The sequence below is a fragment of the Billgrantia sulfidoxydans genome (assembly GCF_017868775.1).
GTDB lineage: Bacteria > Pseudomonadota > Gammaproteobacteria > Pseudomonadales > Halomonadaceae > Halomonas > Halomonas sulfidoxydans.
On sequence record NZ_CP053381.1, the window covers coordinates 3,631,936 to 3,658,050 of the forward strand.

24 protein-coding genes, 1 pseudogene and 1 riboswitch are annotated in these 26,115 nt (G+C 63.9%); of the genes and pseudogenes, 4 read left to right on the top strand and 21 right to left on the bottom strand.

What is annotated here, in order from left to right; genetic code table 11:
• Positions 1-19: 19 nt before the first annotated feature.
• From HNO51_RS16715 to HNO51_RS16745, 7 genes are all read right to left on the bottom strand, one after another.
• Positions 20-1,006 carry an alcohol dehydrogenase catalytic domain-containing protein gene (locus HNO51_RS16715; RefSeq protein ID WP_197448376.1) on the bottom strand — a complete coding sequence of 329 codons (987 nt, stop codon included), beginning with the start codon at positions 1,004-1,006 and terminating at the stop codon, positions 20-22.
• Positions 1,007-1,035: 29 nt separating this feature from the next.
• Complete coding sequence (locus HNO51_RS16720; protein WP_197448377.1) at positions 1,036-1,797, bottom strand: SDR family NAD(P)-dependent oxidoreductase; 762 nt, start codon at positions 1,795-1,797, stop codon at positions 1,036-1,038.
• Position 1,798: 1 nt separating this feature from the next.
• Entirely contained in the window at positions 1,799-3,112 is a 1,314-nt protein-coding gene (gene hisD, locus HNO51_RS16725; protein WP_209537922.1) for a histidinol dehydrogenase, read from the bottom strand.
• Between the two features lie 100 nt (positions 3,113-3,212).
• Complete coding sequence (locus HNO51_RS16730) at positions 3,213-4,520, bottom strand: TRAP transporter large permease (protein WP_209537923.1); 1,308 nt, start codon at positions 4,518-4,520, stop codon at positions 3,213-3,215.
• Positions 4,521-4,532: 12 nt separating this feature from the next.
• Positions 4,533-5,096: a TRAP transporter small permease gene (locus HNO51_RS16735; RefSeq protein WP_197448380.1), complete on the bottom strand. Its 564-nt coding sequence runs from the start codon at positions 5,094-5,096 to the stop codon at positions 4,533-4,535.
• Entirely contained in the window at positions 5,068-6,252 is a 1,185-nt protein-coding gene (locus tag HNO51_RS16740; RefSeq protein WP_209537924.1) for a TRAP transporter substrate-binding protein, read from the bottom strand. The genes HNO51_RS16735 and HNO51_RS16740 overlap by 29 nt, the downstream gene beginning before the upstream one ends.
• A 44-nt stretch (positions 6,253-6,296) precedes the next feature.
• Positions 6,297-6,524: a hypothetical protein gene (locus tag HNO51_RS16745; RefSeq protein WP_197448382.1), complete on the bottom strand. Its 228-nt coding sequence runs from the start codon at positions 6,522-6,524 to the stop codon at positions 6,297-6,299.
• 241 nt (positions 6,525-6,765) lie between these two features.
• Between HNO51_RS16745 and HNO51_RS16750 the strand changes: the two genes are divergently transcribed.
• Positions 6,766-7,797: a LacI family DNA-binding transcriptional regulator gene (locus HNO51_RS16750; protein WP_197448383.1), complete on the top strand. Its 1,032-nt coding sequence runs from the start codon at positions 6,766-6,768 to the stop codon at positions 7,795-7,797.
• A gap of 1 nt (position 7,798) precedes the next feature.
• On the opposite strand, the gene HNO51_RS16755 is transcribed toward HNO51_RS16750, so the two are convergent.
• The 3 genes from HNO51_RS16755 to HNO51_RS16765 form a co-directional block, all read right to left on the bottom strand.
• Positions 7,799-8,803 carry an Ldh family oxidoreductase gene (locus HNO51_RS16755; protein ID WP_197448384.1) on the bottom strand — a complete coding sequence of 335 codons (1,005 nt, stop codon included), beginning with the start codon at positions 8,801-8,803 and terminating at the stop codon, positions 7,799-7,801.
• 152 nt (positions 8,804-8,955) lie between these two features.
• Positions 8,956-10,125 carry a UxaA family hydrolase gene (locus tag HNO51_RS16760; protein WP_197451088.1) on the bottom strand — a complete coding sequence of 390 codons (1,170 nt, stop codon included), beginning with the start codon at positions 10,123-10,125 and terminating at the stop codon, positions 8,956-8,958.
• A 2-nt stretch (positions 10,126-10,127) separates the two neighbouring features.
• Positions 10,128-10,412, bottom strand: coding sequence for a UxaA family hydrolase (locus HNO51_RS16765; protein WP_209537925.1), 285 nt, complete (start codon positions 10,410-10,412; stop codon positions 10,128-10,130).
• A gap of 209 nt (positions 10,413-10,621) precedes the next feature.
• Here HNO51_RS16765 and HNO51_RS16770 point away from each other — a divergent pair, with 209 nt between their 5' ends.
• Positions 10,622-11,347: a GntR family transcriptional regulator gene (locus tag HNO51_RS16770; RefSeq protein WP_197448386.1), complete on the top strand. Its 726-nt coding sequence runs from the start codon at positions 10,622-10,624 to the stop codon at positions 11,345-11,347.
• 114 nt (positions 11,348-11,461) lie between these two features.
• Here the strand turns inward: HNO51_RS16770 and HNO51_RS16775 are convergent, their stop codons facing one another.
• The 5 genes from HNO51_RS16775 to HNO51_RS16795 form a co-directional block, all read right to left on the bottom strand.
• Entirely contained in the window at positions 11,462-12,598 is a 1,137-nt protein-coding gene (locus HNO51_RS16775) for a 5-(carboxyamino)imidazole ribonucleotide synthase (RefSeq protein WP_209537926.1), read from the bottom strand.
• 39 nt (positions 12,599-12,637) lie between these two features.
• Positions 12,638-13,147 carry a 5-(carboxyamino)imidazole ribonucleotide mutase gene (purE, locus tag HNO51_RS16780; protein ID WP_197448388.1) on the bottom strand — a complete coding sequence of 170 codons (510 nt, stop codon included), beginning with the start codon at positions 13,145-13,147 and terminating at the stop codon, positions 12,638-12,640.
• A gap of 92 nt (positions 13,148-13,239) precedes the next feature.
• Positions 13,240-15,255, bottom strand: coding sequence for a TRAP transporter permease (locus tag HNO51_RS16785; RefSeq protein ID WP_197448389.1), 2,016 nt, complete (start codon positions 15,253-15,255; stop codon positions 13,240-13,242).
• Positions 15,256-15,266: 11 nt separating this feature from the next.
• Positions 15,267-15,878 carry a DUF1850 domain-containing protein gene (locus tag HNO51_RS16790; protein WP_330932867.1) on the bottom strand — a complete coding sequence of 204 codons (612 nt, stop codon included), beginning with the start codon at positions 15,876-15,878 and terminating at the stop codon, positions 15,267-15,269.
• 28 nt (positions 15,879-15,906) lie between these two features.
• A complete protein-coding gene (locus HNO51_RS16795) occupies positions 15,907-16,866 on the bottom strand; it encodes a TAXI family TRAP transporter solute-binding subunit (RefSeq protein ID WP_197448390.1) in 960 nt (319 codons plus the stop codon).
• Positions 16,867-17,146: 280 nt separating this feature from the next.
• Between HNO51_RS16795 and HNO51_RS21180 the strand changes: the two genes are divergently transcribed.
• A complete protein-coding gene (locus HNO51_RS21180) occupies positions 17,147-17,428 on the top strand; it encodes an XRE family transcriptional regulator (protein ID WP_197448391.1) in 282 nt (93 codons plus the stop codon).
• Between the two features lie 104 nt (positions 17,429-17,532).
• On the opposite strand, the gene HNO51_RS16805 is transcribed toward HNO51_RS21180, so the two are convergent.
• The 4 genes and pseudogenes from HNO51_RS16805 to HNO51_RS16820 form a co-directional block, all read right to left on the bottom strand.
• Positions 17,533-17,721 carry a hypothetical protein gene (locus HNO51_RS16805; protein WP_167113303.1) on the bottom strand — a complete coding sequence of 63 codons (189 nt, stop codon included), beginning with the start codon at positions 17,719-17,721 and terminating at the stop codon, positions 17,533-17,535.
• A 79-nt stretch (positions 17,722-17,800) separates the two neighbouring features.
• Positions 17,801-19,493: pseudogene (gene ilvD / locus HNO51_RS16810) on the bottom strand (dihydroxy-acid dehydratase).
• A 123-nt stretch (positions 19,494-19,616) separates the two neighbouring features.
• Complete coding sequence (locus HNO51_RS16815; protein ID WP_209537927.1) at positions 19,617-21,059, bottom strand: APC family permease; 1,443 nt, start codon at positions 21,057-21,059, stop codon at positions 19,617-19,619.
• Between the two features lie 165 nt (positions 21,060-21,224).
• Complete coding sequence (locus HNO51_RS16820) at positions 21,225-22,613, bottom strand: sodium:solute symporter family transporter (RefSeq protein ID WP_209537928.1); 1,389 nt, start codon at positions 22,611-22,613, stop codon at positions 21,225-21,227.
• A riboswitch (TPP riboswitch) is annotated at positions 22,603-22,711 on the bottom strand. (Overlaps the previous gene by 11 nt.)
• A 118-nt stretch (positions 22,712-22,829) precedes the next feature.
• Here HNO51_RS16820 and HNO51_RS16825 point away from each other — a divergent pair.
• Positions 22,830-23,498, top strand: coding sequence for a hypothetical protein (locus HNO51_RS16825; RefSeq protein WP_209537929.1), 669 nt, complete (start codon positions 22,830-22,832; stop codon positions 23,496-23,498).
• A gap of 27 nt (positions 23,499-23,525) precedes the next feature.
• Here HNO51_RS16825 and HNO51_RS16830 read toward each other — a convergent pair whose 3' ends face one another.
• Together HNO51_RS16830 and HNO51_RS16835 are read right to left on the bottom strand one after the other, a co-directional pair.
• Positions 23,526-24,113, bottom strand: coding sequence for a peroxidase-related enzyme (locus HNO51_RS16830; RefSeq protein ID WP_209537930.1), 588 nt, complete (start codon positions 24,111-24,113; stop codon positions 23,526-23,528).
• A 90-nt stretch (positions 24,114-24,203) separates the two neighbouring features.
• Positions 24,204-26,054 (bottom strand): sensor domain-containing diguanylate cyclase, encoded by a 1,851-nt coding sequence (locus HNO51_RS16835; RefSeq protein WP_209537931.1) that lies wholly within the window; start codon positions 26,052-26,054, stop codon positions 24,204-24,206.
• Positions 26,055-26,115 lie beyond the last annotated feature (61 nt).

Consider the following 26,115-nt stretch of genomic DNA (forward strand, 5'->3'; position numbering starts at 1 on the left):
TAATCTCGGTAGCTTAACGTCACGGCAGCAGGACCACCTTGGCGGCGGCGGTGCGACCCGCCGCCAGGTCGGCGAAGGCCTGACTGCCCTCTTCCAATGGCCGGGTCTCGACCCACCCGAGCTCTCCCAACGCCCCGGAATCCAGCAACGCGACCGTGGCCCACAAATCGGTGGTCGTGTAGGTGTAGGCCCCCAGGAAAGCTATCTCCTTCAGGGTGACGGCGCGCACATCGAGGCTGCCCTCGTTGTCCTGCAGCCCGAGATGCATGATGGCGCCACCGGGACGTACGACCGCAACGCCCATGCGCCGGGTCGCCGCCGCACCCACGCAGTCGAACACGGCATCGATGCTGTCGTCCGCAAGCGCTTGGTGAACGGGATCGAAGGCGTCGAGCCCCGCCTCTTGGGCGGTCTGGCGACGCAGCGGGTTGGTATCCGCCAGCTGCAGGTTACGCACGCCCCGCTGGCGGAGCATCAGTCCCGCCAGTAGTCCCACGGCACCGGCACCGATGACCAGAACCCGAGCCTCGGCCAGAGGTCTCGCGAGCACCCGCTCGAGGCGCTGAATGCCATGCAGGGCGGTAGCGGCTGGTTCAGTAAGCGCCGCCACGACCGGTGACAAGGTTTCGGGCAACTCGATCAGGCAGTGGTCGGGAATCGTCAGTGACTCGGCAAAACTCCCTGCTCGCGTCATGCCTATCATGGTGCGATTGCTGCATAGGTTCTGCCGCCCACTCAGACAGTATTCGCAGCGACCGCAGACGATCAGCGGATTCATGGTGACGCGCTTGCCGACCATCGCCCCCTCTACCACTACGCCAGCCGCCTCATGTCCCAGGATCAAGGGCGGCTGACGGCGAGGATCATGGCCATGGTAGGCATGCAGGTCGGAGCCACAGATACCGGTGGCTTGGATACGCACACGTGACTCGCCCGGGGCCAACGGCGACAGCTCCGTCTCACGCAGTTCGAGCGCTTCAGGCCCGACATAAAAGAGTGCTTGCATGATGCAATCTCCTCACGGTGGTGGTGCTCTTACTTGGCGGTGAAACCGCCATCGACATAGAGGGTCTGCCCGGTGACATAGCCGGATGCGGGGGATGCCAGGAAAACGGTGGGGCCGGCGATATCTTCCATCGTGCCGTTGCGTCCGATGGCCGTTCGTCCGGCCAAGGCTTCCACCGAAGCCGGATCATTGAAGACCGGCGCCGTAAGCTCCGTAGGGAAGAAACCGGGAGCAATGGCGTTGGCATTGATGCCATGACGGGACCAGGCTTCTGCCATGGCCCGCGTCAGTTGCACGATGCCGCCCTTACCGGCCCCGTAGGGAGCGCTGTCGGGAAAGGCCCGCTGCGACTGAAGCGAAGCCAGATTGATGATGCGACCGTAGCCCTGCTCGCGCATGCCCGGCACCAACGCTCGTGACAGGAAGAAGGGGGCGGCCAAGTGTAACTGCAGGGTCAACTGCCATGAGGCGAGATCAACCTCCTCGATGGGTTGGCGCAAGTTGACGCCGGCCGCATTGACCAGAATGGTTACCGCCCCGAAGGGTTCGGCTGCTCGATTGGCTGCGTGCTCCAGGGATTCGGCATCGGCGAGATCAACCACGAGGGCGGCCGCCTGGCCGCCCTGTGCTTCGATCGACGCGACGCTCTTCTCCAATGCCTGACGACGGCGAGCAGCCACCACGACACGCGCGCCGGCCGCGGCCAGTGCTTCGGCCATGGCCCGCCCCAGTCCGCTGCTGCCGCCCGTCACCAGTGCCACCCGCCCGTCGAGGTCGAAAGAGGACTGCATGTCATACCTCCTCGGCAATCACCAGGTCAAAGGTTTCACCCGGGTAGTACTTGGCCAGGCGAACATCCCCGGTGCGGGCATGCCCTTCCATGCCTTCGCAGCGCGACAACCGAGCAGTGGCGGCTGCCACGCTACGGGTGGCCTCACGACTCTGGCGCTGGTAGGTCACGATCTTGAGAAACTTCTGGGCACAGAGGCCCCCGGTATAACGTGCCGCCCCTTTAGTCGGCAGGATGTGGTTGGTGCCGGAGCACTTGTCGCCGAATGCCACGGTGGCTTCCTCTCCGACAAACAGCGAGCCGTAGCTGGTAAGCCGCTCCATCCACCAGTCGAGCTCTTCGACTTGCAGCTCAAGGTGCTCTGAGGCATAGCGGTCGCTGATCTCGATCACTTCCTCGCGGGAATCACAGAGCAGGATTTCACCGTAATCACGCCAGGCCGCATCCGCCGCCTTGCGCTGGGTTTCCGGCAGCGCAGCGATCAAGCCAGGCATACGCTCGGTGACGGCATCGGCCAGATCAGGTGAGGTGGTAAACAGCCAGGCGGGAGAATCGGGGCCATGCTCGGCCTGCCCGACCAAATCTGCCGCAACGATGTCGGGATCTGCCTTATCGTCGGCGATGATGCCAATCTCGGTGGGACCAGCGAACATATCGATGCCGCAGCGCCCGAATAGCTGCCGCTTGGCCTCGGCGACGAAACGATTGCCCGGCCCCACCAAGATGTCGGCGGGCTTGCCCGTGAAGAGGCCAAACGCCATGGAAGCGATGCCTTGGACGCCCCCCATCTGGAGGATGATGTCGGCACCGGCCAGATCCATGGCGTAGAGGATCGCCGGGTGGATACCCTGTTCATCGCGTGGGACCGAGCAGGCCACCACGTTCTTGACGCCGGCGACCTTGGCCGTGGCAACACTCATGATGGCGGAAGAGATGTGGGCGTAACGCCCCCCGGGGACATAGCAGCCTGCCGTTTCCATCGGGATCAGCTTCTGTCCGGCAAAGAGTCCCGGGGAGAGTTCGGATTCGAACTCTCCGATGCTATCCCGCTGGGCGGCAGCGAAACGGCTCACCCGTTCATAGGCGAATTGGATGTCCTGCTTGAGCTGCTCGGGAACCTTAGCCTTGGCCGCCTCGATTTGTTCGCGGCTGACCACGATATCGCCCTCCCAGCCGTCCAGGGTGCGACAGTACTCCTTCGCCTTCGCCTCCCCTTGGGCCTCGATCTCGGCCAGCATGCGAGAAACGATCTCCTGCGTCTGGTCGTAGCCGGTTGACGCGTTCTTCTCGGCCTTCTTGTAGTAACGGATAGCCATCTGAAATTTCCTCTTTTCAAATCAATCTTCAGGAATAGAATGTAAGCGCTTACATTTTTGCGATGACGAGTCGTTTTCGATCAACACCTCCTAGAGCCAGTCAACGCCACCAGAGGGAAAGCCAGGGAACGAAGGCAATCAATAGCGCAACCATGAGCATGCCCAGCACGAACGGCACCGCATAGCGCGCGATCGCAAGGATAGAACACCTCGTCAACCCCGCGACGACGAACAGGTTGAGCCCCAATGGCGGAGTGATGAAACCCATGCCCAAGGTTGTCACCATAAGAATGGCAAAATGGATATCATTCATTCCCACCATTTGCGCTAACGGCAGCAGCAAAGGAGCAAGGATAACGATATTAGGCGTCGCCTCCATCACACAACCAGCGAGAACCAGTATCCCGATCATCAGCAAAATAATGAGAACAGACGAATCTGTCAGGCTGGTGATACCTCCCACCATGGTCTGCGGAATAGCCAAGCTTGAAAAAAGCTGTGCTAGCGGATGAGCAACGGCAATGATCGGCACGATGACGCCACATACTCGTGCTGAGGATTCCAGCATCTTCGGAATATCGCCCAGCGTGAGCGTTCCTTGTTGCATACCTACCAGCACCACGACCACGACGGCCACCGATGCCGCTTCAGTCGGAGTGAAAATGCCGGAGTATATGCCGCCAAGAATGACGAAAGGCACAAACAAGGCCCACCTCGCATCCCATACGGCGCGCAACCAGACCTTGAATGAGAAGCTGCTATGCCCCTTCTCGAAACCATGTAGACGATTCAGCATCACATTCGTCAGCATGACCGACAGCATTACCAGGACACCCGGAATGGCCGCAGCGAGAAACAGGGTCGATACGGGCATGCCAAGCACCAGGCCGATGACGATGTAGGCGATCGACGGGGGAATCAGAATGCCGGTACAGGCACCAGACGCCACCAGTGCGCACGCTGCCGGGAGCGGATACCCCCGTTCCACCAGTCGGTGGATCGTCATGCGCCCCACCGCTGCAGCACCCGCAGCATCGGAACCGGAGATGCAGGCAAAGAAGCCGCAACCCAATGTAGTGGAGCTGCCAAGCCCGGTACGGAACCCACCGACGGTAGCTTGCGCCAAATCCAGCAACTTATCCGACAACCCTGATCTAACCAAGGCGTCGCCCGTCAGGATAAAGAGGGGAACGGCAATCAAGGCAAAGGCGTTGATACCTTCGAACAGAGAGGCACCAAAAACGGACAGTGGGAGTGCTTCTGTCAAAGTAATGATAGTCAAGCTACCCAAGCCGATAGCGACCCATACTGGCACTCCCAGTGCAATCATGGCAACCAATCCGAACAAAGGAAGATAGAAAGTCCACCCAAGTTGAATAGCAGCCGGTTGATACGTCAGGAACTCCATGACCTTTCCTCCTCAGTCAAACAGCTTCCGACCGTCGAAAACAGGCTCCCCACGCCGCATTCTTCGCGTATCGGCCAGCATCGATTGAATTACGCGAGTAACGACCAGTGCGAACCCAATTGGAACTGCGGCCAGAAAGAAGGCTTGAGAAAGTCGCAGCCCTGGAGTGATAGACCCGAAATGCAATGAAGTAATAATAGGGGAGATCGATAACCACAATGCCCAGACCGCCAGGATGAGAGTCGCAATATCCGACAACCACCAGGCGAGGCGTTTCATGCGCGGCCCGCCCAGATTGACCAAGACATCAATGCGGATATGCGCCCTATCCCTGACGGCTGCAGCGGCAGCGAGCCAAGCCAGGTATATGAAGGCGTACCGAGCCATCTCCTCACCCCACGATGAGGAGTAATTCAATACGAAGCGTCGAAACACCTCGATGGCAATCGTCAAAATGATCAGAGCGTAGAAAGTCAGCAGAAGCCAGCGCTCGACCTTGCGGTCCAGGCGATCGCAACGCAAACGAAACAGTCGCCATTTTGACATGTCAGCTGTTGCTATCGACGTAGTAGCCATTGTCCACCTCCGTAGCTTCAAGCAACTCCTCGAACACTTCCATCGAACCAGCGAGTTTGAGCTTGGTGTCATCCCAATCCGACAGGTGGTGGCCGCAACGCGCACGCCATTGCTCTACTTCATTCTCGGTAGGGGTATAGACATCGACGCCAGCCTTGCGCATTTCACTATAGGCGTAGGCACGAGCGGCAGGGACCTTGGCCAGATTCTCGCGGAAGGTCGTCTCGGCAGCCTGCATGATGCCATCCTGGATCGGCGCGGGCTGGGAATCGAACCACGCCTTGTTGCAGGTATAGACCTGGGCATCGGCAACCGACTGGATCGTGGAAATACTCTCGACAACGTCGGTGAAACCGAACACGAGCAGCGCCTGGACACTCGGATCGAGAGCATCCGCGACACCTTGCTGCATGGCGGAAGACGTCTCACCCCAAGCCACCGGAGTTGGGTTGGCGCCAAGCAATCGGTACACTCGCTGCAGGATATCCGATGCCGGAACCCGGAACTTGATGCCCTGGATGTCTTCCGGCGTCTTCGCTGGACCATCGAGCAGGCCCCGACGCACGGCCACGGTACGAGGGTCGATGCAGACATAAGACAGCACCTTGAAGCCGCGCTCTTCCACCTTATGGTGAACGACATCCTTCCAGGCTTGCGAAGTCACCAAATTGACGAATCTCTGGTTATTGCCACACCAGTAGGGAATGTTGATGAGGTCGACTTCCGGTGCGAATGCGGAAAGGTTCGCCATTGAGTGTTGGGCAATCGCAACGGAGCCGTTCTGCACCTTGCTGATCAGGGCATCACCCACCCCGAGCTCACCTGCCGGAGCTAGCCTGACGTAAACCCTGCCATTCGTGAAATTCTGAATATTTTCCTTATAATTCAGTTGCATGATCGGATACGCGCGGGTTGCACCAATTCGGTACCCCGTCGCCAGAACGATGGTGATTTCAGCTGCGGCACGACGCTCGCTCTCCTCCTGAGCCGTTTGGGCCATGGCCTGCTCAGAGAAGAGCGCACCACCGACGGCACCTACGACCGCGGCACTGAAGCCGTAGCGCGCCACGTTACTCATGAACTGGCGGCGTTCAGGCAAGCTCGGTTCGCCGGCCTCTGCATGTTTGGCAGTAGTGAGATGATTGAAGAAAGACATAGCATGCTCCTTGTGTTTGTTATTGCGAGAACGGCAGCCTCGAATCACGTCACTGAGGTATCTCGTGTCTCGAGACGTAGACAGGCTGAGATGAACACACCGGTGGCGACCAGCAACAGCGCCGCTTCCTGCGCAGCGGATATATCCAGCAACCCGGGTCGAAAGCGCTGCAAGACAACGCTGAGAAAGAAGAATGCGAAAAGCCCCAGGGCCAGCCACATCAAGCCACCCAGCTTACGGCGCCGGTTCGTCTTGTCGGTGATCTCCGTCATTGTTGTCTCCTGCATCGTTATTGTCGTTGTCCGGCAGAGCGTTCCAGCCGGGTTGTCGAAGGCGCTTCCCTTGCCGTGTTGCCGCATAGGGTTATACTGATCGGCAGGATTTGTAAGCGCTTACATATAACTGACTTCAGCCTAGACTCCTATATATGACTTGTCCAGAAGAAATGTGCCCTCATCGCCTGTCTCGCTTTGGGACGGACCGTGAGGGACTCGCCAAGGGAGATGCGACCCCATGAGCAAGGAGCTGCAACGCACGCTGCTCGGAGACGTCGCCCGGGAGGCCGGGGTCTCGACAGCATCGGTATCTCGGGTCCTCAACAATGCGCCTCATGTCAGCGCCCGTCTGCGCGAACGCGTCGAGGCTGCCATCGAGCGACTCGGCTATGTGCCAGACGGGACCGCCCGTGCGCTGGCCTCACGGCGTATCGGCGCTATCGGAGCACTGGTACCGACTCTCGACAATCCCATTTTCGGCACCATGATCGACAGCTTGGAGCACCGCCTCAAACGGCATGATTGTCGGCTTTTGATCGCCACCTACCGCTACGACCTCGACGACGAATACCAAGCCCTGCGCCACTTGGTCCAACAAGGTGTCGATGGCGTGGTTGTCATAGGCCATGATCACCGCCCCGAGGTCCGCAGCTTGCTCCAACAACGCGGGCTCCCCTTCCTGTCTTGCTGGCACGCCGAAGACGATCCCGACTGGCCCTGTATTGGTTTCGACAATGCCGCCCCGGCACGGCGCCTGGCGAATCACCTGTTGATGCTGGGCCACCGTCAGTTTGCGGTGGTCACTGCCCCCACCGAGGGTAACGACCGGGCACGAGCACGCCTCAAGGGCTTCCTTCAGGCAACGGAGGCAGCAGGCCATCCCCTGCCCCCGGAGCGGATCGTCACGGTACCGTACGGCATAGCCGAAGGTACCCAGGCCTATGAGGAACTGAGGAGGCTGCCCGAACCGCCGACGGCGATTCTTTGCGGCAACGACACCCTCGCCTTTGGGGTTATGCTGGCCGCTCAGCGGGCAGGCGTGAGCGTGCCCGAACAGCTCTCAGTTACGGGCTATGACGACCTCCCGCAAGCACGCTTCATGTCCCCGCCGCTGACCACCGTGGCGGTGCCGGCAAGCGAGATCGGCCAGCGGGTAGCCGATGCACTGACAGCACGCATCAGCGGCGAAGCCTCGCCTCATCGTTTACTGCTCGATGCTCCTCTGGTGCTCCGAGAATCGACCGGCCCCGTGCCGGACTTCACCTCGTGACTCAAGCCACCCCCGCGTGGGCTCTCAAGGTCGCCACCAAGGCCGAAGGCAACGTCAGTCGAGTATCGCGTTCGCGGCGACAAGCATAGCGGCGATCACCGGGCAATCGAACGCCAGCCTGGCCCTGCATTGCCGCGAACATGGTTTCGGCATGCTCGACGAAACCAGGCGAAAAACGCCCGGGCTCTATCAGCAGAATCAGCTGAGCAATTCCCGGTGGCCCCCCCTCCGCATCCAGGAACGAACTGGCCTGAAAACCAAAGTTGCTTCCTGTCAATCCGGCGGTAAGCAGTTCCACCATCAAGGCCAAGGCAGCGCCTTTGGCTTCTCCCGCCGGGAGCATGCTGCCAGCGATGGCGGCATCGGCATTGCTGGTAGGTTGCCCTTCGGCATCTAACGCCCAACCGATCGGGATAGGTTCACGGCGCCTTTTGGCCAGCATCACCTTGCCACGGGCTACCTTGGAGAGCGACAGGTCGATCAACAACGGATCGGCCTGTCGCCGCGGACAGGCGAAGGCGATGGGGTTGGTACCGTACAGCGGCCGCCTCCCCCCCCAAGGCGCGATGGCCGAAGGCGCATTGCTGAAGGCCAGCGCGAGATACCCCTGGCGCGCGGCATGTTCCACGGGCGCCCCCGCCGCACCGAAATGATGGGAGCGGGCAATGGCTACAGCCGCGATTCCTAACCGAGCGGCACAATCGAGACCGGCCGTTAGCCCCTTGGCGACAGCCGGAAAGGCTAGGCCGTATCCAGCATCGACGCGCACCACTGCCCCCTCCATCTCGAGACGGGGCACTGCCGCCACCTTCACCTTGCCGCAGGCGGCCTGGTCCAGGTAGTACGGCAAGCGCGCCAGGCCATGAGATGGCAAACCGTCACGCTCCGCTCCCAAAAGCGCATCGACGGTCACAGTTGCCTCGGGCACTCCAAAGCCATAACGGAGCATCGCGGCCAAAGCCAGGTCCCGGCCCTCCTCGACACTTAGCTCGACACTCTCGTTCATGTGCCTCTCTCCTTTCCACAAACCATCACGGCCATGCCATCACAAGGCCCGAGCGGCGGTAGCTGGCGACCTGGTTGAGCCTCCCATCTACCAGCGCTGATACCAAGGGCGTACAGCTGTCGTCGACCGTAACAAGGCAGGTAGGCTGGCCATCATGCGCTTTCGTAGAGACGAGTCAGCACGAATTCACGGTGCCCCAGCGCTTCGGCGGCGGTATGTCGACCATTGGCGGTGCGCAGCATCATCTCGAGCAACTGGTCGCCGGCCTCTTCCATGTTGATTTCGCGCTTGAGCAAATGCGAGACATCGACGTCGATGTGCTCACTCATGGTGCGCACGGTGCGGGGGTTGGCGCAGATCTTGATCACCGGCAGGATCGGATTGCCGATCACATTGCCCTGGCCGGTAGGGAAGAAATGCACCACGTAGCCCGAAGCGGCACAGAGCGTCACCATCTCGGCAGCAGCCGATGAGGAATCCATGAACCAGAGTCCCGGCTTGTCCGGCTGCTCCGCCTTGTCCAGCACCCCGTCGACCCGGCAGCGCTTGCCGATCTTCTGGATGTTGCCGAGCGCTTTCTCCTCGATGGTCGTCAGCCCGCCCTCGATATTGCCTTTGGTGGGCTGGGATTCGGAGAGGTCACTCGTCTTGTGACGATCGATCATGGCACTGTAGCGGTCGAACATCGCCTGGAACTGCTCTCGAACTTCCGGGGTGGCGCAACGCTCCGCCACGAGATGCTCGCCCCCCGTCAGCTCGGAAGTCTCGCCGAACACCAAGGTGCAGCCGGCCTCGTAGAGCTTGTCGAAGGCGGCACCGACGGTGGGGTTGGCCCCGCAGCCGGATGTGGTATCGGACTCGCCGCACTTGGTGGAAATCCACAGCTCGTCGACATCACACTCCTCGCGCTGCAGCTCACTGGCGTACTGCACGAACTCGCGGGCCTTCTTGGAGGCGGCGCAGATGGTGTTGTGATCCCCGTTCTGTTCGATCCAGAATCCCTCGACCGGCTTACCGGTGGCTTTGATGCCCTCGACGACCTTGTTGGTCCAGCCCGGCTCAATGCCGATGACCACCACGGCGGCGACATTGGGGTTGCTGCCGGTCCCGATCAGAGTACGAAAATGCAGATCCAGGTCCGCACCGAACTGCAGGCGCCCGTAAGGATGCGGCAATGCCAGGGTGCCCTTGATGTTGTTGGCAACGGCCTCGGCGGCAGCATTGGAGATATCGTCGACCGGAAGCACGATGACGTGATTGCGCACACCGACCCGACCGTTTTCGCGGCGATAGCCCAGAAACTTGCGACCCTTGATTTCCATCATTACCACCTCTTGGTCTTGACGTTATGAACGTGCAGATGCTCGCCCTTCTTGATCGGCTGGATGACCCGACCGATATCGACGCTGTACTTGATGACGGTATCTCCCTCCCCAAGATCGCGGATCGCCAGCTTGTGACCAATGGGAATGGGGTCGCTCACCTGGCAGGTAATGGTCTGGTCTTCCTGCATTATCCAGCCGGTCAGCTCCTGACCCGCCTGGATGCCTTCGACTACCGCGACGCCGACGCTGTCGCCGGCATCATGCACTACGAAGTCGATGCTCATTGTCTCTCCCCCGTACGAGGTGGTTGATGTTGTCGCGGCAGCAGCCGCACACCATGTCGCATGGCTGCTAGCGCGAACACAAGTCATGTATATGATATCATATAGAGGACTGTCAAGTATCCTCTATAGGTTTTTGCTACAATCTCGCCGTAGGCCCGCTGCATGACCAACCGCGAGGCGGACCAGTATGCAACTCACAGGAACGAGACATGGATCAGCAGCTGAAACCCAGCTACCACCCGCTGTATCAGCAGATCAAAGATGCCTTGCTGGCCAGGATAGTGTCGGGAGAATGGCCTCCCGGAACGTACATCCCCAGCGAATCGGCTCTGGCAAAGGAGTACGGGGCCAGCGTGGGTACGCTACGCAAGGCCCTGGATGCATTGGCCAGCGATCAGGTTGTCCTGCGCCTTCAAGGCAAGGGGACCGTCGTTGCGACACACGACAGTGATCGCTCATTGTTCCAGTTCTTTCATCTGGTACGGAGGGATGGAACTCGCTCGCTGCCCGTCTCGCGAGTACTGATCAGGGAGCGGCGAATGGCAACGGCAACCGAGACAGAGGCTCTCGGGCTAGAGGAGGGAGCGGCGGTGGTACATATCCGACGTATCCGTGAGCTGGAAGACGAGCCGGCGCTGCTGGAGGATCTGGTCGTTTCTGCGGATCGCTTCAAGCATCTGGAGGAAGAGCCCACGACATTGCCTAACACGCTGTACCAGCTTTATCAGCAACGCTTCAATCAGAGCGTGGCCCATGCGGAGGAGCGTCTCTTTGCCGTGGCGGCCAGTGAGGAAGAGCAACGACACCTGGGCGTGCCCAAAGGAACACCGCTATTGGAAATTCGGCGTATCGCCAGGAACCTGCAGGGCATCCCACTGGAGTTTCGCGTTTCTCGTTGTGAAACGCAGAAGCATTATTACCTCAACGAACTGTAATTCTTTATTGGCACGACGAATACCGCTGGAGCGGATCCGACATCACAGAGCGTGATGTCGAGAAAAAAAGACGCCACGCCCCCCAGCGTTGAGGGGCGTGGCACGTTCGGTACCTCAATTGCCCTGACGGAACGCGTCCTCGAAGCTGAAGCGAGGCTCCGGCACCTCGGGCAGCAGCCAGGCACAGGCGTGCACCTTCTCCAGCAGCTTGCCGTGGCTTTCCGCCACCAGGTTGACGTGGCCGAGCTTGCGGCCGGGTCGCTCGCTCTTGTCGTAGCGGTGCAGATGGGCGTCGCCGATGGCCAGTATCGCCGCCGGGTCGCCCTCCTGGCCAATCACGTTGACCATGCAGGTGGGTTGCCGCGCCGAGGTGTCGCCCAGCGGCAGGCCCTGGATGGCGCGCAAGTGGTTCTCGAACTGGCTGGTCACGGCACCGTCCATGGTCCAGTGGCCGGAGTTGTGCACCCGCGGCGCCATTTCGTTGGCCAGCAGCTTGCCGTCACGGGTCTGGAACAGCTCCAGGGTCAGCACGCCGACGTAGTCGAGCTCGTCGAGCAGCGCGCGGATATAGCCGTCGGCGGTCTGTTGCACCGACTCGTCGAGGTCGGGCATGGGCGCCAGCGAGTAGCGCAGGATGCCGTCGACGTGCAGGTTCTCGGCCATGGGATAGAAGGCCACTTCGCCGTCGCGGCCGCGCACGGCGATGATCGACACCTCGCGCACGAAGTCGACGAAGGCTTCGACGATCAACCGCGGGTGGTTGATGCTGCGCCATGCCTCGGCGGCTTCGCCCGGGTCGCGCAGCACCGCCTGGCCCTTGCCGTCGTAGCCCTCGGTGACCGATTTGGCCACCACTGGGCAACCGAGTTCGCGAGCCGCGGCCTCGAGCTCGTCGGCATGCTCCACCAGGCGATAAGCCGGCGTGGGGATGCCCAGGCGGTCGAACAGTGCCTTCTCCTCGGCGCGATTCTGACAGATGCGGATCGCCTCGCTCGAGGGATAGACCGGCTTGACCTCCTCGATGGCCTGGACCAGCGCCACGGGCAGGTGCTCGAACTCGTAGGTGACCAGGTCGACCTTGGCCAGGAAATCGTCGAGCAGGTGGTGCTGGTCGGTGTAGATCATGACGTCACCGATCCCCGCGCTGGGGTGGCCGGTGGTGTCGAGGAAGGTGAAGCGGTTGGCCAGCGGGTAACCGGCCAGCGCCAGCATGCGGCCGAGCTGGCCGGCACCGAGCACGCCGATATTCATGTCACGTTCTCCTTTCGCGGGCTCATACGGCTCCGCCGCCTATTCGGCCGCAGGACGCGGGTCGGGGTTGTCGAGTACCGTCTGGGTCTGCTCGGCGCGAAACGCCTCCACGGCGGCACGCACCTTGGCATCCTGCAGGCCGACGATCTGCGCCGCCAGCAGGCCGGCATTGGTCGCCCCGGCCTTGCCGATGGCCAGCGTACCCACGGCGATGCCGCCGGGCATCTGCACGATCGACAGCAGCGAGTCGAGCCCCTTGAGCGCCTTGGATTCCACCGGCACGCCGAGCACCGGCAGCGCCGTCTGCGAGGCCACCATGCCCGGCAGGTGGGCGGCGCCGCCGGCGCCGGCCACGATCACCTGCAGGCCACGCCCGGCGGCGGACCTGGCGTAGTCGAACAGCAGATCCGGTGTGCGGTGGGCCGAGACCACTCGGGTCTCGCAAGGCACACCCAGGCGCTCGAGCATCGCCACCGCGTGCTCCATGACCGGCCAGTCGGACTTCGACCCCATGATCACGCCGACGCGTGGCTGCTCGTTGGACTGCATGTGCGGCTCCCGGAAGTGGCACAGAGAATTCGAAGGGCAAGTATTCTAACGGCGCCCGCGGGCGCCGTCATCTTGACCAACTGAACAGGCGCTCAGACCGCCCCGGTAGCGCCGAACTCGCGCCGGCTGGCCAGCCAGTTGCCCCCCAGCGCCACGATCATCACGACCACCCCGGCCGCCTCCACCACCAGGCTGGGGTAGAACACCGCCACGATGGCGGCGGTAATGGCGATGCGCGGCAACCACGACATGCGCGTGAAGAGGTACCCTTCCAGCGCCGCGGCGAAGGCACACAGCGCCAGGATGGCGATGATCGCGTTCCAGATGACGACCAGCACCGGCCCGCCCATGATGATCTCGGGGTTGTAGACCATGAACACGGGAATCAGGTAGAGCCCCTTGGCGAACTTCCACGCCTGGATGCCCGTTTCCATCGGCTTGCTGCCGGCGATCGCCGCCCCGGCGAAACCGGCCAGGGCGATCGGCGGCGTGACGTTGGAGTCCTGCGAATACCAGAACACCACCAGGTGGGCGATCAGCAGCGGCACGCCGAACTCGTTGGACAGCGCCGGGCCCACCAGCACGATCAGCACGATGTAGCTGGCGGTGACCGGTAGCCCCATGCCCAGCACCAAGCTGGCGAGCAGCACCAGCACCAGCGCCAGCAGCAGGTTGCCGCCCGAGAACGCCATCATCATCGAGGAGAATTTGAGCCCCAGCCCGGTCAGGCCGACCACGCCGACGATGATGCCGGCCACGGCGCAGGCCATGGAGACGGCCACGGCGTTGCGCGCGCCGAGCTCGAGGCCCTCGACCAGCTTGACCAGGCCGGCCCAGAGCACGCGCTGAATGCTCGCCAGCGTTACCTTCTCGCCCTGGCGCGGCGCGATGAACAGGAACCAGAACGCATAGCGCAGCACCGCCACGGCGACCATGGTCACCACCGCGTAGAAGCCCACGCGCATCGGTGACATGCTCATCACCAGCAGCCACACCAGCACCGCCAGCGGCAGCAGGAAGTGCCAGCCCTCGCGCATCACGTCGCGCATCTGCGGCAGCTCGCTCTTCGCCATGCCCTGCATACCCTGCTTGAGCGCGATGATGTGCACGAACAGGTAGACCGTGGCGAAATACATGATCGCCGGCAGGATGCTGACCTTGACCACGTCCAGGTAGGGCGTGTTGGTGTACTCGGCGATCAGGAAGGCCCCGGCCCCCATCAGCGGCGGCATGATCTGCCCGCCGGTGGAGGCGGCGGCCTCGATGCCGCCGGCCTGGTGCGGCTTGTAGCCCAGGCGCTTCATCAGCGGAATCGTGAAGGCGCCGGTAGTCACCACGTTGGCGATGGCGCTGCCGGAGATCGAGCCCATGCCGGCGGAGGCGAGCACTGCCGCCTTGGCCGGGCCGCCGCGCTGGCGCCCGGTAGCGGCATAGGCCATATCGATGAAGAACTTGCCGGCGCCGGTGCTCTCGAGGAAGGCACCGAACAGCACGAAGATGAAGATGTAGGTGGCCGCCACGCCCAGCGGCAGGCCGAAGATGCCCTCCTGCCCCAGGTAGAGCTGGCCGGCCACGCGGTCCAGGCCGTAGCCGCGGTGGCCGAGGATGCCGGGCAGCCACTCGCCCAGCCAGGGCAGCTCGCCGCGCGGCCCGGCGAAGGCGTAGACGATTGCCAGCGCGCCGATCACGGTCATGCCCAGCCCCACCGCGCGACGGCTCGCCTCCAGCACCGTCACGGTGGCGATGATGGCGATGCGGATGTCGGTCTCGCTCCAGAAGCCGGCGCGATTGATGATCTCGTCCAGGAAGAAGACCAGATAGCCGCCGGTGACCACGGCGCCGCAGAAGAAGGCGATATCGATCAGCCAGCCGACGACTCCCCGCTTGCGGTGGGGGCCGAACACCGGAAACATCAGGAAGGCGAGCATCATGATCAGCGCCAGGTGAATGCCGCGCTGATAAAACAGGCCCAGCGGCTGGATACCCGCCGAATAGAGCTGGAACAGGGACAGCCCCACCGCCACGATGGTGATTAGCCACAACACGAAGCGCGGCTGAATGGCATTGCCCCCGGGCATCGTCACGGGCGGGCTGTTGGATTCGTTCATCGGACTCCTCGTCAGACGTCGTCAGGCTTGCCTGTCGCTTCAGGCTTGTTGAGCTGTAGGGTGACGCGCTCGCCGGCGGCCAGGCCGCTCAGGCTGATGCGGTACTCGCCGCCATCGTCCTGCCACAGCAGGCGATGGTCGACGCTCGGCGATCCGACCCGGAGCACATAGCGGTCGCCGGGCACGGGCTCGTCGATGTTCTCGATCCAGTAGCCGCCCTCGCCATCCGAGACCTGCTCGCCGCGGCCGAGCGTGTGGCCGAGGCCCGCCGCGAAGTCGGGCTGGTGGCTGCGCTCGAGCACCATCCGCCCCTGGTGGTAGCGATAGCAGTCGAGTACCGGAAACTTCTTGACCGAGTGGTTCCAGCCCAGACACCAGCGCATGCCGGGCTCGAGGGGGACCTCGACCAGGGTATCGCCGGCGGCATCGAGCACGGCCAGCGACGCGCCGTCCTCGGCCTTCGCCGTCACCGCGACCAGCCCCAGCCAGCCGACGATGGCCGCTGCCAGCAGGCGATACCGCCGGCCATTATACGGCCGGCAACACGACGGCAGGGCGGGCATCCTCGCCCACCCTGCCATCATGCGCTTGCTTGCCCGGCTCGACAGCGATGCGACCTTCATGCGTCACACCTCCCGCCGCGCCGCCGCGTCATGGGCGCAGCTTGTCGGGAATCTCGGCATCGACCTCTTCGTAGTAGCGGATCGCCCCGGGATGCAGCGGCACCGGCGTCGAGCCCATGGTGAACTCGATGGTGGTGTCGTTGGCCGCCGGGTGCACGGCGATCAGGTCGTCGATGCGTTCGAAGAGCACCTTGGTCAGGTTGTAGGCCAGCTCCTCGTCCATGTCGGCGTTGACGACCAGCACGTTGGGGATACTGATGGTCTGCACCGGCTCCTCCATACCGTCGTACATGCCGGCCTTGAGCTGATAGGCGGCGAATACCGGCTCCTGCTCCTGCGCGTTGGCGATCTCCTCGTCGGAGAGGCCAATCAGGCGGATGTCACGGGTGGCGGCCAGGTTGAGGATCGAGCTGGTGGGCGGCCCGACGCTCCAGAAGCCTGCATCGATGTCGCCGTCACGGATGGCGTCGGCGGTCTCGTTGAAGTTCAGCCGCTGCGGCGTGATGTCATCGTAGGTGATGCCGTTGGATTCCAGCAGCGCGCGGGCGTTGAGCTCGGTGCCGCTGCCCGGGGCGCCGACGGAGACACGCTTGCCCTTCAGGTCCGCCAACGACTCGATGTCGGAGTCGGCGAGCACCACCAGCTGCACCGCGTTGGGGTAGACCGAGGCCAGCGCGCGGGTGTTCTCGATCTGGCGGCCCTCGAAGTCGCCGCTACCCTCGTAGGCCTGCTGGGCGGTGTCGGCCAGCACCAGGGCCAGGTCGGCATCGCCACGCATGATCAGCCCCATGTTCTCGACCGAGGCGCCGGTCACTTCGGCACTCGCTTCGTAGCCTTCGAGGTGGTCGTTGATGATCTCGGCGAAGCCACCACCGATCGGATAGTACACGCCGCCGGTACCGCCGGTAGCGATCGAGAGCTGTTGGGCGCTCGCCAGCGGGGCCACGACCAGCAGCGAAGCGGCTGCCGCGTATTTGAGAGCTCGCATGGATTTCCTCCGTCCTGAAACCGGGATCGTTTATGGTTGTTGCGGACGCACCGGGCAAGGCCGGCCGCTTACCTGAAAAAAACTAGCACGCCCCAGCGCCTAGGGGCTAATTCTCAGTTTCTACGTTTTGGTGAATTTTCGGCAATTCCACCAAGGTCGGCGCAACCCGGCCCACCGGACGGCGGCTTTCGCGGCGGCGCGAAAAAGTCGCGAATCGGTACTGGCAAAATCGCCGAAATGCCCCCATGATGTGTGTGTCGCAACCGCCCACTGGAGCATCATGAGTACGGCACGACATTCTTCCAACGCGGAACTCCTCGACCCCCCGCGAAGATGCCCTGACCTCGATGTCAGGGATTTGGAAAAACGCACACGCCTCATGCGCATCGTCACACGGCTGATCGCCGTTTCCGACCTTGGCTGTCGCGAAATCGCTCGCCGCGCCGGGCTTCCGGCACAGAAGATCAGCGATCTGCTGGCAGGCCGCCTCGAGCACCTCTCTCTCGACGAGCTACGTCTGGTCTATCACACTGTCGACCCGGACAGTGCGCTCGATTACTAGCGCGCCAGCCCGCCGTCTCGAGACGACGCGCCTCGCGGCCAAATAAAGAACGCCTCGCTCATGCGAGGCGTTTATGTATGGCGAGGCCCTCTTTACGCGCCGGATCACTCCTCGCGCTGTTCGTACTCTTCTGCGGCCTTGAGCGCCTCCACCTCCGTCTCGTGCTCGGAGACGACGATCTCATTGTCGGGGTCCGTCTCGTCGATGACATGCCAGCCGGTCACCGGCAGGTTGATGTCCTCGGCATCGCGAATCGGTTCGACGCGCGCCTGCTTGGGTCCGCTCTTGGGCATGTTGCCTCCTTGCTGGTTGACGTGTGCCTCATCAAGCTAGCCAAGCCCCGGGGGAAAGCCAAACGCACCCAGGCACGGCTCACTCGTCGGGTGGCAGGTCGGTCACCGCTCCGCTGCTGGCGGAGCTGACAGTGCGTGCGTACCTGGCCAGCACGCCGCGGGTATAGCGTGGTGGCGGCTGGCGCCAGGCCGCACGGCGGCGGGCGAGCTCCTCCTCGTCGACGCCAAGCTCGATGGTGTCCACCTCGGCGTCGATGGTAATGGTGTCGCCGTCCTCCACCAGCGCCAGCGGCCCGCCGTCGAAGGCCTCCGGCGAGACATGCCCCACCACGAAACCGTGGCTGCCGCCGGAGAAGCGGCCATCGGTGATCAGCGCCACGGAGTCGCCCAGGCCCCGCCCCATGATCGCTGAGGTGGGGCGTGAGCATCTCGCGCATGCCCGGGCCGCCCCGCGGGCCCTCGTAGCGGATCACCACCACGTCGCCGGCCATGACCGTGCCGTCGTTGATGCGCGCCTGCGCCTCCTCCTCCGAGCCGAATACCCGCGCGGTGCCGGAGAAGCGCGTGCCCTCCTTGCCGGTGATCTTGGCCACGGCCCCGTCCGGGGCCAGGTTGCCATGCAGGATGCGCAGGTGGCTCTCGCGCTTGATGGGGGCCTCCAGCGGCGCGATGATCGGCTGGCCCTCGGGATACGGCCCGACCCCGGCCAGGTTTTCGGCCAGCGTCCTGCCGGTGACCGTGAGGCAATCGCCGTGCAGCAGGCCGGCGTCGAGCAGGGTCTTCATCAGCGGCTGGATGCCGCCGATCGCCACCAGCTCGCTCATCATGTAGCGCCCGCTCGGGCGCAGGTCGGCAAGCACCGGCACACGCCGGCCGATCTCGGTGAAGTCGGCAAGCGCGAGCGGCACGCCCACGCTGCTGGCCATGGCGATCAGGTGCAGCACCGCATTGGTGGAGCCGCCTAGGGCAATCACCATGGTAATGGCGTTCTCGAAGGCCTCGCGGGTCATGATGTCGCTGGGCTTGATGTCGCGTTCGAGCAGTTCGAGCACGGCGGCACCAGCCGCCTCGCAGTCGGTGCGCTTGGCCGGCGACACCGCCTCCTGGGCCGAGCTCCCCGGCAGGCTCATGCCCAGCGCCTCGATGGCCGAGGCCATGGTGTTGGCGGTATACATGCCACCGCAGGAGCCCGGGCCGGGAATCGCCGTCTCCTCGATCTGCTTCAGCTCGATCAAGTCCAGGTCGCCGCGGCTGTGGGCGCCCATGGCCTCGAACACCGAGACGATGTCGGTATGGTTGACGCCGGGCTGGATGGTGCCGCCATAGACGAACACGCTGGGCCGGTTCAGCCGCGCCAGCCCCATCAGGCAGCCCGGCATGTTCTTGTCGCAGCCGCCGATGGCCACCAGGCCATCGAAGCCCTCGCAGCCGGCCACCGTCTCGATGGAGTCGGCGATCACCTCGCGCGAGACCAGAGAGTACTTCATGCCCTCGGTGCCGTTGGCGATGCCGTCGGAGATGGTGATGGTATTGAAGATCACGCCCTTGCCGCCGGCCGAGTCGGCGCCGTCGCGGGCGCGCTCGGCGAGCTCGTGGATGTGGCTGTTGCACGGCGTGACCATGCTCCAGGTGGAGGCGATGCCCACCTGGGGCTTGGTGAAGTCCTCATCGGAAAAGCCCACCGCGCGCAGCATGGCGCGGCTGGCCGACTTGCCGACGCCATCCACCACCGGGGCGGAGTGGCGGCGGCGCGGGTCCGAGGTGTCGCTCATGGGCGGTCTCCGTTTCGATCGATCGGGTGATCTACTGAGGGTGGCCGCCCGAGGCCGAGCTGGCAAATATCCCGCCATTCACCGAGGCCACGCGACGTGGCCTCGCAAGACGGCGGCAATGCCTCAGCGTCCCGGATAGGGATCCGCTCCGGCCAGCTCGCGGGTCATCATGCGGTCGCTGTAGGCGATGCCGTAGCGCTTCCTCGACCAGGCGTAGAGCGCCAGGCCGCCGCCCATCCAGCCGGCGGACATCAGCCATTCGACCGGTGCCAGCGCGGAGGGACTGCCGGGCAGATAGAGGGCGATGAGCCCCAGGGAGAGCAGGATCGAGAGGCTGCCCACCAGCTTGCCGTGGCGCACCCGGAACGGGCGCGGCATCTCCGGCTCGCGACGCCGCAGCACCACGAACGACACCGCCACGAACAGGTAGGCGATGACGATGCCGAGCCCGCCGGCCACGACCAGCCAGACCAGGGCCGGACGGCCGAAGAACGGCGCGATCGACGAGAGCACGCCCATCACCAGGATGGCGTTGGTGGGGGTGCGGTGCTTGGGATGCAGCTTGGCCAGCCAGGCCGGCAGCATGCCGGAGTGCGCCAGCGCATAGATCGCCCGCGAGCCACCCACGTAGAAGGCGTTCCAACTGGTGACGATGCCCGCGATACCGGCCAGGATCATCAATTTGCCCGCCCATGGCGCCTGGAAGACGGCCTGCATGGCATCCGGCACGGCCAGGGAACTGGTAGCCAGCTGGTCGGGGTTCAGCATCAAGGAGGTGCCGAGGATGATGAACGAATACCAGAACACCGCCATGATCACCGAGATCATCAATACGCGGCCAATCTCGCGAAACGGCAGGTTGATCTCCTCGGCCGCCTGGGGGATGACGTCGAAACCCACGAACATGAAAGGCACCATGATGATCACCAGCATGATGCCCCCCAGGACCCCCTGCTCGACGGAGAACAGCGGCTCCATGGTCGTTGTGCTGCCCTGGAACAGCGCGCCGGTGATGAACAGGATGCCCACCACCAGGATCAGCAGGGTCACCAGCTTCTGCAGCAGTGCCGCGGTGCGGATGCCCACGTAGTTCACCCACATCATCAGCACCGAGCCGGCCACCCCGACGGCCACCCAGGTCGCCTTCACCTCCCAGCCGGCGATAGTCCACAGGTGCCCCACGGCGTAGTCGGGGAACAAGTGCTCGACGACGGTGGGCAACGCCACGGCCTCGAAGGCCACCACGCTGACGTAGCCCAGGGTGATCGCCCAGGTGCACAGGAAGGAGGCGAAGTGCCCCAGCGCCCGGTAGCTGTAGACATGCTCGCCGCCCACCTGGGGCATGGCGGAGGCGAGCTCGGCGTAGGTGAGGCCCACCAGCACGATGATCAGCCCGCCGACCAGAAAGGCCGTGATCGCGCCCAGGCTTCCGGCCGACTGGATCCAACTGCCGGTCAGCACGATCCACCCCCAGCCGATCATGGCGCCGAAGGCCAGCGCCAGCACATCCTTGCGGGCCAGCACTCGAGCCAGCTGCCCCGCCGCTTTTCCGTTTTCCTGGGTCATGTCGTCCTCGCGATTGTCGTTGTTGACGTCGAATATACTTTCCGCTTGTGCTTAAAATAATCAACAACAGATTCGCAAGTCACGGCATCGATATCAAGCTAGACCTTTGCCTCGCGACCTTCACGCCCCGCGACGCAACCGCCGGGGAGCGCTCCTGCGACCGGCTCACAGCGGGCGGGCGCGTTCGTGGGGCGCCGCGCTCGCCACGGCCAGGCTGACCAGGGTCGAGGCCGCCAGCGCACCGAGGAACGGCGGCAGCGTGGGAATGCTGCCCGGAAAGCTCGCCGCCAGCACGCCGGCCGCCAGGCTGCCCTGGGCGACCCAGCCCGGCAGGATGGCGCCGAGCAGGCCCGCCATGCCTCCCGCCATCGCGGCCAGCGGGGTCATGCGCCGCCACAGACCGAGCAGCACCGGCACCACGATGGCGGCGCACAGCAGATCGGCAATCAGGAACAGGCGCAGCACCGAGAGCCCCTGCAGCGCCACGATCACCACCGGCACCATCAGCGCCACGCTGACCAGCCGCGCCGCCCCGATGGAGAGCCCACGCCTGCCGGACCCCGCCACCACCAGCGAGGCAATGCCGTTCTGCAGGGTATCAACGCTGGAAGCGACCAGCGTGACCGCCAAGACCAGCGCCGGCAGCGCCAGCCAGCCCGGCGCCTCGCCGAGCAGCGCGAAGAACGGCATCGGCGGCTCACCGAGCGTCAGGCCACTCATCGCCGCGAGCATGCCGAGCCCGCCCACCAGCGCGACCACCGCCACGGTAGTCGCGCCGCCCAGCCAGGCGCCGCGATGCAGCGCACGCTCGTCGCGGGCGGCCCAGACCCGCTGCCAGTATCCCTGGTGGAAGAGATTGGCGGCGGTGACCGCGATGACCAGGGTCAGCGCCACGCCCAGTGCGCCGTCGACGGGAATCGACGGCAGCGCTGCCCCGACGGGCATCTCGGGCAGACGCACGAGGGCGACGCCGCCCACGATGAGCAGCAGGGCGATCAGCAGCCACGCTTGCCAGCGATCGGTGGCCAGGCTCGCCCGCAGGCCGCCGATGGCAGTGTAGAGCAGCGTGGTCGCGGCCACGCCGATCACCACCAGTGCCGGCGGTACTTCCGACAGCAGCGCCGTAATCGCACCGATAGCGGTCAGCTCGGCGGCCAGGAAGCAGGCCATGTAGAGCACCGAGACCAGCGCCACCCAGCGCCGCACGCCGGTGCCGTAGCAGGCTTCGGCGAACTCGCCGATGCTGCGCCCCTCAGGCAGCTGGCGCCGGATCGCCGGGCCGTAGAGCCCCAGCACGATGAACGGCAGCGCCGAACCGATGGCATAACCCGCCAGCGCCACCGGGCCGACGAAGGCGCCGATCTCCGGCGGCGCGAAGAGGATCCACGCGCCCATGCCCGAGGCCAGGAACGACAGCCCCAAGGTAGCGGCGGACTGAGAGTTGCGGGCGGTGACGTAGTCGTCGAGAGGGCCGTCGGCCCGGCGGGCATGCAGGCCCAGGAAGGCAAAGCACAGCAGCGCCGCGCCGAGCACGGCTGACGTCAGGTAGAACATGTCGCACTTCCTCCGCCGGTATGAACCGGATCAGGTTCCAGGGTCAGCGCCTGGCGCTCTCTCAGCCTCGCCGTAGCGAGACTCCCCTGGCGACAGTGAAGGTATGGGTCATCACGAGACTCAAGCCGGCCCTACACGAGCCGATATGACCTCGAGCCTCTGGAAATGATATAACAATGAAAAAACCAGAACACTCCTCCCTCGCAGGGAACCGCCATGTTTAGCGAAGCCAAGGAACACGCCCCCGGGCACCTTCACCACCTCTTTGCCGACCCCTACTCCGCCTTCGACAACCTGGCCGTCGAGCGCCAGCTGCACCTGCGAGTCGCCCTGCAGGCACTGGTCGGCGAGCCGCTGGCCAATGGCCGACTGACGCTGCGGGTCATTCATGGCTGGGAGAACGGCGGCTTCGAGCCCGCCGACCTGGCCCACGCCGACTACCGCATCGCCTCGCTCGACGACCTGGCGCGGATCAGCAGCGACCACCAGCGGGCCATCGACGGCGCTGCCCCGCTGCCTCGCGACGACGCCTCGCTGCTCGCCGCACCGCTGGCCGACGCCATCGCCGCCGCCGAGGCCAAGGGACAGGCCCTCGACGAGGAGACGCGCACCATCCCGGCGCGCTGGCCCGCCTTCGACCAAGGGCTCACGCTCTACACCTTCTTCAAGGTCTATCACCGCCTCACCTACGGCGAGGACGACAGCTACCGCTCGATCCAGTGCCGCACCGCGGAAGGCCCCCGCGAGATCCACGAATTCCATCTCGAAGAGGGCGAATTCGCCGTGATCCGCCCGGCAGACGACGCTTCCGGCGACAGCGTGCTGGCGCTGCACGTCAGCCAGCTCGAGCCGGTGCGGATGCTGTTGGAAGCGTGCCGCCTCTGAAACGCCACACCCCGCCTTGCGAGGCCGCTACTTCTCCCGCGGCACCCTGCCCATCAGGTAGAACTCCGGGTTCGGCGGCGTGCCGGTGAGGGTGACGAGGCGGTTGGAGAGGCCGAAGAAGGCGGTGATGGCGCCGATGTCCCAGATGTCCTCGTGGGTGAAGCCGACCTCGACGAGGCGGGCCTGCCATTCATCGGTGAGTTCGCCCAACTCCAGGCCGCAGTACAGCGCGAAGTCGAGCATCACCCGGTGGCGCTCGCTGATCGGCGCGGTGCGGTGGTTGATCGCCACCTGGTCGGCCAGCAGCGGGGCCTTGCTGTAGATGCGCACCAGCGCGCCATGAGCCACCACGCAGTAGAGGCAGCGGTTGCGGGCGCTGGTGGCGACCACGATCATCTCCTTCTCCGCCTTGGTCAGGGTGTCGGATTCCCGCTCCATCAGGGCATCGTGGTAGGCGAAAAAGGCGCGGAATTCATCGGGGCGATGCGCCAGCATCAGGAACACGTTTGGCACGAAGCCGGCCTTCTCCTGTACGGCCAGGATGGCCTCGCGGATATCGTCGGGCAGATCTTCGATCGATTCGGGTACGGGGAAGCGGCTGATCGGTGCGGTCATGGTTGAGCCTTCGTTATCCTTGTGGTATCGACAGTTAACGTCAACGTAAAGACATTGTCCATGCGACCTCCGTGCATCCTCGCTTCAAGGCTACTCCAGTACCTCGGCTATGGATCGGGTCACCACCCGGTTACGACTCCGCTCCTTGGCTTCGTACATCGCCAGGTCCGCCTGACGATACAGGGCCATGGCGGAGGGCACCTTGCGACAGTCGCGGCAGCACACCAGGCCAAAGGAGCCGGTCACCACTCCATAGCACGATGTCTCGTGGGGAATTCGAAGCTGCTCCAGGGCCTGGCGGAAGCGCTCCAGCGCATGCTGCCCCGCCTCCAGCGAATCGGCCTCGAGCAGGATGCCGAATTCCTCTCCGCCCAGACGGAACAACCGGTCGCCGGCGCGCTGGAAGTGGTCCTGAAGCATGGTGGCCACCCGCATCAGCACCTCGTCGCCTGCCTGATGGCCGTAGGCGTCGTTGTACCGCTTGAAGTCGTCGATATCCATCACTGCGAACAGCAGCGGCAGACCGCTGCGTCGTCGCTCCTGCAGCTTCTCCTCGACCAGCTCATGGAACTGGCGGCGGTTCAGCAGGCCGGTCAAGGGGTCTGTGCGCGCCAGCGCCGTGAGCCGCTGGTTGGCTCGCTCCAGTTCGTGCGTGCGTTGCTCTACCTCCACTTCCAGCCGCTCGTTGAGGGAGCGCTGCAGCTCGAGCGTGGCGCGCTCGGCGGCGAGCTTCTCGTTCTTGAACTGATTGATCTTCCAAGCCAGCCCCAGCGAGAGCAGCAGAAACTCGATGCCCGAGCCGACCTGGACGGCGTATTCAGTCACGAGGTTGTAGGGCAGCACGCCCGCGACCCGCAGGAAGTACAGCGCGACGCCTACCAGCAGCACGCCCCATGCCACCAGGTAGATCCTGGCAAGGGTATCGCGCTGCAAGCTCCGCCACACCGCCACGCCCAGCAACAGGCAGGAGAGCACGATGGCGGCGGGGATCATCAGGCGAAACAATGGCGCATAATGGCCGAGTAGCGCCGGCAGGGAGCTGAGCAGGCACATGCCGCCCACGACAAAAAGTACGTGGGTCATACGGGGGGCATGCCGGCGCAGGCTCAAGAAACTGTTGCTGAAGACAGCGAGCATGAGAGCGAAGAAGCCGATATTGATCGGCACCAGTTGGTTGTTGAATGTCGGTAGTGTCGGCCACCAGTACTGGAACGCGAAGCCTCGCGCCGTGAACATCAGAATGAAGAAGGACCCGAGGTAAGCCACGTAGAGCAGGAGCGAGCGCTCCCGCGTCGCCACATAGAGCAGCAGGTTGTAGATCAACAGCGCAAGCAGCGCACCGAAGTAGAGGCTGAAGGCCATCAGCTCGCGCTGGGCCTTGGCCAGGAAGCCCGCATCGCTCATCAGGTAGAGGGGCGTGGCGTCATACAGCCCGTCATGTGTGTCGAGCCGCAGGAATATCTGCCGCGACTCACCGGCAGGCACATAGACCGGCAGCACGAAGGTGCGATGGGTAACGGGGCGGGAATCGAAATCCCGACGATTACCTGTCTGCCATTGGCTGACGATCTCACCGTGCTCATCCACCACATAGGCATCGAGGTAGTCGTGCAGGGGCATGGCCAGCTCCAGCAGCCTGCGCACTTCCTTGCTGGAGCCGTTCTCGATTCGCAGCCGCAACCACCACGCCGAGTCGGAGAAGCTGAAGTTGAGAGTCTCCTGCCGCGAGGGCTGCCACGCCAGGGCACCACCCTCGCCCACCAGCTGCTCGATGTCGAGCTCGCGCTCGGCATCCTCGAGCAGCTGGACATGCGGCCCCAGGTTCAGCTCCCCAGTCAGGGCGCCAACCTCGATAGCGGCCTGGGCATTGAGCGGGACGAGGCACAACAAGGCCAGTAGCCATTGGTGAAGCCCGACCACGAATGGAGAAAGGTGCGGCATGCAGCAAAGTACCCTGTCACGGTGACGCCAGTGTCTGGTCTAGATACCACGGCTGTTGGCG